The following is a 12,864-nucleotide window of genomic DNA, read 5'->3' as shown; positions in this document are numbered from 1 at the left end:
CTACATCCCTGTCCTCTCATGCTATTTATATTATAAATTTTCCAAATCCTTATATCAAAAAAATAAGCAAAAACGATAAATAATCGTTATACCGTTTAGGTCATTCCTTCGTTTACGGGCATAACCAACTGTGATACCATCACATTATATCTTAGTTTTATTGTCGGAAATAAAGAATAAAATCATGAATCCTCTATCCAAAACACTAAAGTATAAATAAGCACCTACAGGAGGTTAAAAGAATGGCCTACGAACCAATCTGGAACGCTCATCCCGATAAGCTTAACAAATTCGAGTTAGTCAAGCTGGAAAAGGACGGTCTCGACGTTATCCGTACCATTATTGAAAACTATGCCAACGAAGGCTATGACTCGATCTCTGCGGACGATATGGACCGTTTCAAATGGGCTGGGGTATATCAGCAAAAGCCCAAGGATGGTCATTTCATGATGCGGGTCCGCATCAACACAGGGATCATGACTTCAGCACAGGCACATGCATTGGCGGACATATCCGCGCTATATGGACGCGGTCTTGTGGATGTCACCACTCGCCAGGCGATTCAATTTCACTGGCTGACGGTCGAAAGCTTGCCCGATATTTTCGAAAGACTGGAAAAAGTCAATTTGTATTCCTTTGAAGCCTGTGGAGACTGCCCGCGTACCATTGTCGGTAATCCGCTGGCTGGCATCGATCCCAATGAATTGGTGGATACCCAGGAGATTGTAGATGAAGTAAACCGCTTTTTCTTATTAAATCGAGACTTCTCCAATCTGCCACGTAAGTACAAAATGTCTATCTCCGGTAATACGTACAACAATGCACAGGCTGAAATTAACGACCTGTCCTTCACTCCGGCCACCAAGATCCTCGACGGAAAAGAAGTGATCGGCTTCCATGTGATGGTTGGTGGAGGTTTGTCCGCCAAGCCACATATGGCACAGTCTCTGGATTTGTTTGTTCGTCCTGAGGAAGTACTGAAGGTTGCTATTGCTGTCACCACCATTTTCCGTGATTATGGCTATCGGGAAAAGCGGCACCATGCCCGCTTGAAATTCCTCGTTGCCGATTGGGGCCCAGACAAATTTCTGACTAAGCTCACCGAGTACATCGGTGAAATGCCCGGACGAGGCGAGGACAAAACGATTGGCTGGCAAGCCGCCTATTTTGACGGTGTGCATCCTCAAACTCAAAAAGGTCTGAACTATGTCGGTCTGAACGTGCCTGTCGGTCGCCTTAGTGCTGATGAGTTACATGAACTGGCCGACCTGGCTGACCGCTATGGCGATGGTCAGATTCGTACCACGATGTCGCAAAATATTTTGCTGAGCGGCGTGCCGGATGAGCAAGTGGATGAACTACTGGAAGCCCCCGTGCTGCAACGCCTGACACCACAGCCCAAGCATTTTATGAGCCGTACAGTATCGTGCACAGGAAATGAGTTTTGCAATCTGGCGATAGTGGAAACCAAAAAACGGGCGGTTGACGTTGCCGAGTATTTGGATCAGCACGTACAATTGGATGAAAAAGTGCGCATTCATTTTATCGGTTGCCCGAATTCCTGCGGTCAAAAGCATATTGCGGACATTGGTCTGCAAGGCTCGCTTATTAAGACACCGGAAGGCTTGGTCGACGCGTTCGATATCGCTGTCGGCGGAGCGCTTGGAGCAGGCGCCCAGTTTAACAAGGCGCTCAAAGGTCGCGTACGCGGGGATCAGGTTGGACCTGTACTGGCAGAGCTCATTCTGTTCTACAAAGAAAATAGGAGCGCTGGCGAAAGCTTTTACGCATATGTACAGCGTGTAGGTATTCCGACTTTCCAGGAAAAGCTGTCTGCCATTTTACAATCCAGCCACGTTGCATCCTAAATATAGAGTCTATTAACAGCCTGCTTGTATCACATATACAAGCAGGCTGTTTCTTATCGTCATACAACCTCGCAATATCCTTTCCCTCAATTTCACAAAAAAAGACACCGGATTACTCCGGTATCAATATTTTCGCAAAATCCAGTACTGTTGGCTTATGAGCTCCTGTTGTAGATGTCACCACCACGTAGCCTGAAGGTATCTTGTATATCAATCCCGTATCGTATCGGATGCCGAAGGAATTATCCTCCTTATAATGAGTCCTCGTTTCCCACACCTTCGTACCGTTTCCTTTCAGGCCTGTAATGGTGATGCCATGCATCTTCGTGGTTTTACCCAGTGGATCATATTGATCACTGAACTGGACATACAACTGCTCCTCAGGCAGATACACCCGGTCAGCCGCATAGTCCTCTGTATTACTAAATAATTGCAGACCATTACTAAGCACCTGTGTACGCTTGCTGTTTCCTTTAAGCCCTGTTACAGCAATATGACCGCTCGGCAACTCACGTACTGCGGCAATTTCTTTACCTGATCCTAAGTCCAGATGGATGTCACGAATATCGCGACCATATACATCTGCTTGTACCCCAACGGGACCATCTGAGCTGTTCAAAAGCGCATAATATCCATTGTGACTGCCGACCAGCCAACCCGAGGTCACTCCGGCCGTCGTTCGATTCCATTGTAGATCGCCAGTTTCAGTGTATTTGAGTACAGTGAAGGACTGCTCCGCAAGGTTTAGATAGGAGACCAGGAAACTGCCATCCTCCAGTGTCTCCAAACCAACCTGAGAATCCTGCCCATGAGAGATCAAGCCATCTGTGGGTAATGTTTTGGACCACAAGGTGTTTCCACCCTCGTCCAATCGTGAAGCCTGCACCTCTCGTATTCCGTTCGGTTTTGTATAATCAATCAGAAACAGCAAGCCACCATCCGACGTCTCCCGCTGGACTCCCCTGCTGCTTGTTCCGGGTTGTACGTTCAGGTCCTGCTGATGTTTCCATATAGCCTCCACAGAACTGTCCAGCTTGCCATATGTGACGTGTACTACACTTGCTTCTGTATCGTCCTCGACGTTCAGCATTAAAAACCCACCATTCGCTGCGGGTTGAATGTAATCATGAGCGTTTTCTAAATCCTTAATACTGCCAATTGCTGCACTTGTTTCGATTTCGGCTTGTTTGGGCGCAAACGCCTCGGACACCTCGGAGGCATAGGACGGTGCAGCACTATAACCCATCAAACATGCCGCCAAAGCAGCTCCTGCTGCCCATGTATACACACGTGTACGTAAAACTCTACTTTGCTTAACCTTCAAGCGTTCCAGCTCCCTTCATGACTTCCTCAGAGATGTTGTATGAACCTTAGATGTGATAAAACTACAGACGGTTTCGCTTCAACTTGTAATGGTTGTCACGCGGGCACGGAACTTCGTATGATGCTATATAATCATGATTTATATATTTACCTCTTCAAGCCCGAGCCTAAACATTCAAAACTCCAAAATTTAGAGCCTACTCAGAGACTTTCTGTCGATGAATATACGTATAGATTTATTATTCCAGCGCTTGGTAAACTATGTGTCACATGCTTTAACGCAGGAATTTGATAAAAGTTTTCTTTTTTTACAAAAAAAATAAAACCCTGCCAAGGCGAAGGCATCAATACAGTAGCTCGTATTCTGCCTTCCTGCCTATGCAGGGCTTTTAAAACTATGTTAAACGGTATCTATAGATCGACTGTCTGAAGCGCTTGGCTACGCTCTGTATCCCGTTCAAGGATCGGCTTTAAGTATCGACCTGTATAGGATTCTTCGACTTTCACAAGTTGCTCCGGTGTGCCGGTAGCCAAGATCGTTCCACCGCCGCTTCCGCCTTCTGGTCCCAAATCAATCAGATAATCGGCTGTTTTAATCACATCCAGATTATGCTCAATGACCAGCACCGTCTCTCCTGAATCAACCAAACGATGCAGCACCGTCAATAATCGGTCAATATCGTGAACATGCAGACCGGTTGTCGGCTCGTCCAAAATATAAATGGTTTTGCCTGTGCTGCGACGATACAATTCGGAGGCCAGCTTCACACGCTGTGCTTCACCGCCAGACAAGGTAGTCGCAGGCTGACCCAGCTTGATATACCCCAAACCTACATCCATCAGTGTCTGGATCTTGCGATGAATCTTCGGAATATTTTCAAAAAACTCCGTTGCATCCTCTACCGTCATCTCCAGCACATCGGCAATACTTTTCCCTTTGTATTTAACCTCTAGGGTCTCCCGGTTATAACGCTTGCCTTTACACACTTCGCATGGAACATACACATCCGGCAGAAAATGCATCTCAATCTTGATGATGCCGTCGCCTCTACAAGCTTCACAACGACCTCCCTTAACGTTAAAGCTAAAGCGGCCTTTCTTGTAGCCTCGTACTTTGGCCTCGTTCGTCTGCGAGAATAAGTCACGGATATCATCAAATACACCAGTATACGTTGCAGGATTGGAACGCGGTGTACGGCCAATTGGCGATTGATCGATCTCAACAACCTTTTCGATATGTTCTAGTCCGCGAATTTCTTTATGCTGCCCTGGACGTACTCTCGCCCGGTTCAGATCACGCGCCAACGTTTTGTACAAAATTTCGTTGACCAGTGTCGATTTTCCAGAGCCGGATACACCAGTAACAGCTGAGAAAACACCCAGCGGAATTTTGACATTCACATTTTTGAGATTGTTCTCCTTGGCTCCGCGAATCTCCAGCCATTTATCAGCAGGCTTGCGCCGCTCGGTATTGACCGGAATGAACTTACGTCCGCTCAAATACTGCCCGGTTAAGGAATTCGGGTCTTCCATAACTTCCTGCGGAGTCCCCTGCGACATGATCATCCCACCATGGATTCCAGCTCCTGGCCCAATATCAATGATATAGTCCGCCGCCATCATCGTATCTTCGTCATGCTCCACCACAATCAACGTATTGCCGAGATTCCGCATATGCTCCAAAGCACTTATCAGACGGTCATTATCTCGCTGATGCAGCCCGATACTAGGCTCGTCCAAAATATAAAGCACACCCATCAGACTGGACCCGATCTGTGTCGCCAGCCGGATACGCTGTGCTTCACCGCCTGACAACGTGCCTGCCGCACGACTTAAAGTCAGGTATTCCAGACCAACGTTAACGAGGAATCCCAGACGGCTGTTAATTTCTTTTAAAATGAGATTGGCAATCGACTTCTCCTTCTCACTCAGCTCCAGTGTATGGAAAAAGTTTGAAGCTTCACCGATAGACAAAGCTGTCACAAAAGCTATATTACGCTCTTGAATGGTTACCGACAGACTTTCTTTTTTCAGTCGGTGTCCCTTACAGGTGTTACATGGCTTTGCACTCATAAAGCCTTCAATAAATTCACGTATACCTTCAGAAGCCGTATCACGATAACGACGCTCCAGATTGGGGATAATCCCCTCAAAGGTCACATAGGCTTCCTTACGTTGACCAAAATCATTCTCATAGCGGAAACGGATCTTCTGCTCACCCGTTCCATGTAAAATGAGGTTCATTTGTTCTGTCGTCAATTGACTAACAGGAATGTCCTGCGGAATACCGTAGTGCTCGCATACTGACTGTAAAAATTGAGGATAATAAGTGGAAGTTCCACCACTCCAAGCCTGAAACGCTCCATCTTCCACACTTTTTTCAGGATCGGGAATGAGCAGATCAGGATCAACTACCATTTTAACTCCTAACCCATCACAATCTGGACAAGCGCCGAACGGACTATTAAAGGAAAACATTCTTGGAGACAGTTCATCTATGCTGAATCCACAAATAGGGCATGCAAAGTTGGAGCTGAAACGCAACTCCTCTTGCCCCATAATGTCTACAAGCAACTGCCCACCTGAAAGATTCAGTGCCGTCTCAATAGAGTCAGACAGACGCGCACGCACATCTTCTTTAACTACGATGCGGTCTACGACCACTTCAATCGAGTGCTTCTTGTTCTTTTCCAGCTCAATCTTCTCAGATAATTCACGTAGTTCTCCATTCACACGTACCCGTACAAAGCCCTGCTTGGCTATATCCGTGAACAGTGTTTTATGTTCACCTTTGCGGCCGGATACCAATGGAGCCAGAATCTGAAGTCTTGTCTTTTCAGGATACTGCAAAATGCGGTCTACCATCTGTTCAACGGTCTGTGAAGTAATTTCAATGCCATGTTCAGGACAATGAGGATGACCCACCCGAGCAAACAGTAACCGCAGGTAGTCATAGATTTCGGTAACCGTTCCGACAGTAGAACGCGGATTCCGACTTGTTGTTTTTTGGTCAATGGAAATGGCAGGAGACAGACCGTCAATCGAATCAACGTCTGGTTTCTCCATTTGCCCGAGGAATTGACGGGCATACGCAGATAAAGATTCCACATACCGCCGTTGCCCTTCCGCATAGATCGTATCGAAAGCCAGTGACGATTTACCTGAGCCGCTAAGCCCTGTCAGGACGACGAACTTGTCCCGTGGAATCGTCACGTCAATATTTTTGAGATTATGCGCGCGTGCGCCTTTGATGATGATGCTTTCATTCGCCAAATGTTTCATCTCCTTAGCCGTAGTTCACGTCATGCTATATCGCATTGGATTATCCCATGGAAGTGATATATCGCAAAGAGAACGACCACATAGGCCGCCCTCACTATTTTTAAAAGCAAAGCAATCAAACATTTTATTTTCATATGTTTTGCTTCTAGCTTATTCTCAATGTTTAATCAGCTCGCAACTCCAGCAAAGCATCACGCAGCTCGGCTGCCCGCTCGAACTGTAGGTTCTTGGCGGCATCTTTCATCTCTGCTTCCAGACGCTGAATGAGTGATTGACGCTCCTTCTTGGAAAGTTTACCCGTCTCATTAGGAAGGTAATCATTCTTAGACTCTGCCACCTTGGTTGCTTCAATAACATCACGAATCTTTTTACGGATGGTTTGCGGGGTAATCCCATGTTCTTCATTATACTGAATTTGGATCGCACGACGACGTTCCGTTTCCTTTATCGCTTTATCCATAGAATCGGTAATCTTATCGCCGTACATAATAACACGACCGTCACTGTTCCGTGCTGCCCGTCCGATCGTCTGAATCAGAGAGCGTTCAGAACGCAGGAAGCCTTCTTTGTCCGCATCCAAAATCGCGACCAGCGATACTTCCGGCAAATCGAGGCCTTCCCGCAACAAGTTGATCCCGATTAGCACGTCGAAGGTCCCTAGACGAAGATCCCGCAAAATAGCCATCCGCTCCAACGTCTTAATCTCGGAGTGCATATACCGAACCTTGATGCCTACTTCTTTTAAATAGTCAGTCAAATCTTCAGACATCTTCTTCGTAAGTGTAGTCACCAGCACCCGTTCTTCACGTTCTATGCGAAGCCGTATTTCACTAATGAGATCATCAATCTGCCCCTTGCTCGGACGCACCTCAATAATCGGATCAAGAAGCCCGGTAGGACGAATAATCTGCTGTACCATTGTTTCGCATTTCTCCATCTCATAAGGTCCTGGAGTAGCCGATACATAGATGATCTGACTTACCTTGTCCTCGAACTCTTCAAACTTCAACGGGCGATTATCCAATGCAGATGGCAAACGAAATCCATGTTCTACCAGTACATTCTTACGTGCTTGGTCACCGTTATACATGGCACGAATCTGCGGCAACGTAACATGGGACTCGTCAATGACGATCAGCATATCATCCGGGAAATAATCCATCAGCGTATATGGTGTCGCTCCTCGCTCGCGGAATGTCAGTGGACCTGAATAATTCTCGACGCCGGAACAAAAACCAACCTCTTTCATCATCTCGATATCATAGCGGGTACGTTGTTCCAAACGTTGTGCCTCTAACAGCTTCCCTTGCTCCTTCAACTCCGCTAATCGCTCTTCAAGCTCACGTTCAATGTTGACCAACGCTACCTTCATCGTATCCTCATGAGTAACGAAGTGAGATGCCGGGAAAATGGCAATATGATCACGTTCACCGATCAATTCACCCGTAAGCACATTAATCTCGGTAATTCGTTCAATTTCATCCCCGAACAGTTCTACACGTATAGCGTGTTCCCCATGGGAAGCCGGGAATATCTCAACAACATCCCCCCGTACACGGAAAGTACCCCGCACGAAGTTGATATCGTTCCGCTGATATTGAATATCGACCAAGCGGGACAAAATCTGATTGCGGGGTTTCTCCATGCCGACTCTAAGCGAAAGCAGCAAGCTTGAATATTCTTTCGGGGAACCCAAACCATAAATGCAGGAGACACTCGCTACAATAATAACGTCACGACGCTCAAACAGAGAGCTTGTCGCTGAGTGGCGAAGTTTATCAATCTCCTCATTGATGCTGGAATCCTTCTCAATATACGTATCGGAAGACGGAATGTATGCTTCCGGTTGATAGTAATCATAGTAGCTGACAAAATAATCGACTGAGTTATTCGGAAAGAACTCTTTAAACTCACTCGCCAGTTGAGCAGCCAAAGTCTTATTATGTGCAATAACCAGCGTAGGCCGATTCAGCTTGGCAATGGTCTGTGCGATGGTAAACGTCTTACCTGTTCCCGTAGCACCCAATAGCGTTTGATGCTTCTTTCCTTCTGCAATTCCCTCTACCAATTCAAAAATGGCCTGAGGCTGATCGCCTTGAGGTTGGAATTCCGACTGAATTTCAAAAGTCTTATCGCTAACAACGATATCACTCATTGCCCTGCATCACCCTTATCGTCTAAAATGGAAACATCATGATTTTACACCAGTCGAGCTTTAACGTCTTTATCTGTAACTCTATGTCGATATTTCCCGAGCAATGATACTTGGGAAATATGGTTGGATAAGAATGTTTGTTCCCGTATTATACCTCTTTCTTACCGCGGATGCAAACGATAAGTCTTGAATAGGAGTGAATTAAATTTTGGATATCACCATCGTATTGGGCATCATCGCCGGAATCATAGCATTAATCGGTGGCTTCTTATGGGAAGGCGGCGAATTTACAGGGCTGCTTCAAGGTACATCGGCTCTAATTGTATTTGGGGGAACTTTCGCCGCAGTTGTGATCAGCTACCCAGCTTCCAAGCTGAAGACGATCCCCACCGCTCTACGGATGGCATTTAGCCGTGAGGAGAATCCTACGGAGCAATATATAGAAGATTTGGTTTCCATGGCTGCCACCTCACGCCGATCCGGTGTGCTTGCGCTAGAGCGTACTTCATCAGAGCATCCGAATGCATTTTTGCGTGAAGGTCTTCAGTTGGTCATCGACGGCACCGAGCAGGAGCAGATCAAACAGATTTTAGAGCTTGAGTTAGATGCCATTGAACACAAACATGAAGGGTACGCCAAAATATTCGAATCCGCAGGCGGTTATGCCCCTACGATGGGGATTATCGGTACTGTCATGGGCCTGATCCATGTACTGGGCAGCCTGACCGAGCCTACTGCGCTTGGTCCGTCCATTGCTGTTGCTTTTATCGCAACACTATACGGCGTTGCTAGCGCCAATCTGATCTTCCTGCCCATCGCGTCCAAAATAAGAGCAGCCAGTGAGAGTGAAATTATCACAATGGATTTGCTGCTGCAAGGAATTCTGGCTATCCAAAACGGAGAGAATCCAAAGCTTGTACGCAAAAAGTTGGAGTTCTTTATCCGCTCAGAGCAAAATATAGATCGCAAACCGCCTCGTCGCTCACGCACAGAGGACGCTTCTCCAAAGGAGGACTTCCATGAGAGCGCGCGGTAAGCGCCGTGGGGGTCAAGGAGGCGGCGGAGACCATCGTGACCGCTGGATGATTACCTATGCCGATCTGATCACCCTGCTGCTCATATTTTTCGTTGTGATGTATGCCATGAGTAGTCTGGATGCTAAAAAATACGATGTCGTTGTTCAATCCCTCCAGGATACCTTCCACAAGGGAGATTCTATTTTGGAGCAAGGCTCGGGCATTACAGGTACTGCCGATCGTTACACCAGCAAAAATCCACCCACGACCAAGCAACCAGCAGCCGATAAAAAGGAAGCTGGATCGACAAAGCTCACCGAACGTGAACAAGCATTCCGCACGCAGGAAAAAGAGCTGCAAAATCTAATGGGTGTCATTCAAGAATATATTACAGACAACAAACTGGAAAACCAGATTTTTGTGTCAGATCAGCCGCGTGGTATTGTCATTACGCTGAATGACCGCTTTTTATTCGATCAAGGTAGAGCTGCACTCAAGCAAGGCTCTGCCAACACGCTATCCAAGTTGGCCAGTCTATTTCGAGATTTGAAAACACCGATTAGCATTGAGGGCCATACAGACAACATTCCGTTCACGCGCTCCTCGAACTCATCGACGTATAAGGACAACTGGGAGCTTTCCGGTGCACGGGCACTGTCCGTACTCCGATTCTTTCTCGACAGAGAGCAACTTTCACCCTCAGGATTTCAGTATGCGGGTTACGCAGATACCCGGCCGGTTGGTGACAATAGCACCGAAGCTGGACGACAAAAAAACCGCCGTGTCGAAATCACTGTGCTGCGCCAGCTTCAACAGTAAAACCCAAAAACCTCCTGAGTCACGCAATAACGTGAATCGGGAGGTTTTTTTGATACATATCTTCATGTTACATGGCTTCCCCTCTGATGTAGACGCAGAACAATAAACTGTACGAACAACGTGGATAAGAGCGGCGTACTAGATGCAATAGAGATTATTTTGTTTATTCTATATCCCACTATGTATTAGAAGCCCTGGTGAAGTTAGGTTTATCTTGTCATGATACTTGGAGATTAATAAGATAGGACAAGCTCGTGTTGCTTCTCTTGTATTTGTGAACTTTGGGGAATGCTCTGTTGTCTGCGATAGCTATATTTCCAGTCACTGTATTTATTAAGGAGTCGATCCAACTCCATGGACTTGATTAACACCCGTCGATCCTTCAATCCCACCTCATTCGCCAAATCATTTAGTTCCTTCCGCTTTTCTTCGATGCATTCCTCCAATTGTTTCCATTTCACATCAATAAACCTCCTGTTCGGTGTGGTATTTACATTAGTTTACAAGCTGATACCTTCCCTACAGGTTAAAAATATAATAAAACCCAATTCATCCCTTTAACGGGGAGAATCAATAAACCAGCCTTACTAAGGCTGGTTTATTGATTCATATCTATTTACTTGGAAACTCCCTTGGAACTCATCTGGAAGTGAACAGCACTATTGGATTTCACCCACCTCTACCATGACTAGAAACTGAAATATGAGAATTATTACTAAATATAATATCATGGAAAGAAGACAGAACCCCGATATTACTAACTACTATTAGAGAAAGCAAAAGTGAAAGTAAAACCTTCCTCATCTTTGCACACCTCCTTAATAATAGATTTATAAATCTCAATTTGTCCTTCGTCACATAAAGCTCTATTATTTTCGAATAAAACCATACTTTGGGCGAAACTCTCTACATTTTTAAGAAAGAATGATATCTGTATACATTGTAAATTGGCATTTATTGCATCCTTGTATCTCTTATTTCGTCTATAATAAATGGCTAATTGAAAATTAAAATTATAATAATCATCCATAATTATTACATCCTGAGTATTTCTAAAAATATCAATATATTGGATAAATCGATCCAATATACTGTCAACTGAGAAGAAATTTCTATTAGCCGATTCTAAAATATTCACAAGACCTGGTAATATCTCATCATTATTGTTCTCTAATAAGTTTACATATTGAGGGAGCACAGACGTATCTCCTAATAGTAAATCAAGTGTATAAGAGTTCCCCATAGACCATACCTTAAACTTTTCCACTTCTCTTTTCCCAACGGTGTTTAAACCCTCAAACCAACTTAGATCGGCATACTCAGCAACGATTTTTTTTGCATTCTCATAGTCACCAATTTTTTGTAAGGCATAAGCTTTCATAAGTAATCCTTGCCCATAATATACTACTAAATGTCGTTCGGTCTTTATCGGTACATAATTCCTGTTTTTCCGAGCCCTTCTCTTTTTTTCTTCTTCATATATAATTTTAGATTGTTCCCAAAGCTCATCGCTGTGTGTAATTGTTTCTTGCCATTTATGTAGTGAAGAATATATATTTGTTAGTTGCAACAATCCGTCTAATTGATGGCACTCTGGCAACCGAAAACGAAAAGGTTCAAATCGTATAGCCGCCTTTAAATTTAATTCAGTATTCTCTCCAATTTTTGCACGAAACAATTTATAATGGCTTATCGCCAATCTTTCAGAATGTTGATACTTTTCATTTTCAATGACACACTCATAGAAAGGAATTGCCTCTTGCAGCTTCCCCCCTTCGTAAAGCTCCTCTGCCAAAGTAAAGATTGTTGGAATGTGGTTAAGATCTTCCATTAAGCGTGAAAGCACTTTCTCAACACATCGCAAGTTTCCCACTTCAACACAACGAATCAGGAACGGCTTGACCCTTTTCCAATGCGGTCTTCCATCATAAAAACATTCATCCACATACAGGTCATACAACCAGCCCTCTGGATAATTAAACGCTTTGGTAATCAAGTCCATTTGTCTTACAGATATAGGTTTAGGTGGATTTCCGTTAAGCATCGCACTAAATATACCCCGGTTAAGCCCCGTAGCTTGTCCAAAACTATTAAACGTGTAGCCACCAAGTTTTAATTCTTTCTCAATTTCCGAACGAATCGTGGTTGCATTTTCCAATAAAAACACCCCCGGCATATTCAGATGATTTTAAAAAATCACCCTCCTCGACAATCAATTACAATATACTAGAAATTATATGAATAAATTGGATGATGGTCAACCCCTTTTCTACACTGTTTTATTATATTATGGAATTTGATGTTATTAAAATAGTTCTCATAAGAACTAAATTCCGAATAATTAAGGCAATTTAATTACCTCCACGCTTAATCTAGCTTTGTCTACACTCATACTATAGGA

8 protein-coding genes are annotated in these 12,864 nt (G+C 44.8%); 3 read left to right on the top strand and 5 right to left on the bottom strand.

What is annotated here, in order from left to right; all coding sequences use genetic code 11:
* Positions 1 to 242 precede the first annotated feature (242 nt).
* Positions 243 to 1,868, top strand: a complete 1,626-nt coding sequence (locus tag MHB46_RS17215; protein WP_341162958.1) for a nitrite/sulfite reductase — start codon at positions 243 to 245, stop codon at positions 1,866 to 1,868.
* A 112-nt stretch (positions 1,869 to 1,980) separates the two neighbouring features.
* Here the strand turns inward: MHB46_RS17215 and MHB46_RS17210 are convergent, their stop codons facing one another.
* The 3 genes from MHB46_RS17210 to uvrB form a co-directional block, all read right to left on the bottom strand.
* Positions 1,981 to 3,192, bottom strand: coding sequence for a hypothetical protein (locus MHB46_RS17210; protein ID WP_165177611.1), 1,212 nt, complete (start codon positions 3,190 to 3,192; stop codon positions 1,981 to 1,983).
* Positions 3,193 to 3,602: 410 nt separating this feature from the next.
* Entirely contained in the window at positions 3,603 to 6,464 is a 2,862-nt protein-coding gene (gene uvrA / locus MHB46_RS17205; RefSeq protein ID WP_165177613.1) for an excinuclease ABC subunit UvrA, read from the bottom strand.
* A gap of 172 nt (positions 6,465 to 6,636) precedes the next feature.
* Positions 6,637 to 8,628 (bottom strand): excinuclease ABC subunit UvrB, encoded by a 1,992-nt coding sequence (gene uvrB, locus MHB46_RS17200; RefSeq protein WP_061829965.1) that lies wholly within the window; start codon positions 8,626 to 8,628, stop codon positions 6,637 to 6,639.
* Positions 8,629 to 8,836: 208 nt separating this feature from the next.
* Here uvrB and MHB46_RS17195 point away from each other — a divergent pair, with 208 nt between their 5' ends.
* Both MHB46_RS17195 and MHB46_RS17190 read left to right on the top strand, forming a co-directional pair.
* Entirely contained in the window at positions 8,837 to 9,664 is an 828-nt protein-coding gene (locus MHB46_RS17195) for a flagellar motor protein (protein WP_341162957.1), read from the top strand.
* Positions 9,648 to 10,463, top strand: coding sequence for a flagellar motor protein MotB (locus tag MHB46_RS17190; RefSeq protein ID WP_013312222.1), 816 nt, complete (start codon positions 9,648 to 9,650; stop codon positions 10,461 to 10,463). Before MHB46_RS17195 ends, MHB46_RS17190 begins: the two co-directional genes overlap by 17 nt.
* Before the next feature lie 233 nt (positions 10,464 to 10,696).
* Here MHB46_RS17190 and MHB46_RS17185 read toward each other — a convergent pair whose 3' ends face one another.
* Complete coding sequence (locus MHB46_RS17185) at positions 10,697 to 10,924, bottom strand: aspartyl-phosphate phosphatase Spo0E family protein (protein WP_023990607.1); 228 nt, start codon at positions 10,922 to 10,924, stop codon at positions 10,697 to 10,699.
* Between the two features lie 296 nt (positions 10,925 to 11,220).
* Complete coding sequence (locus MHB46_RS17180) at positions 11,221 to 12,621, bottom strand: DNA-binding protein (protein ID WP_069080819.1); 1,401 nt, start codon at positions 12,619 to 12,621, stop codon at positions 11,221 to 11,223.
* Positions 12,622 to 12,864: the final 243 nt, after the last annotated feature.

Source organism: Paenibacillus sp. FSL H7-0703 (assembly GCF_038003485.1).
In the GTDB taxonomy this organism is placed as follows: domain Bacteria; phylum Bacillota; class Bacilli; order Paenibacillales; family Paenibacillaceae; genus Paenibacillus; species Paenibacillus polymyxa_B.
This window is presented reverse-complemented; position numbering and strand designations above follow the sequence as displayed.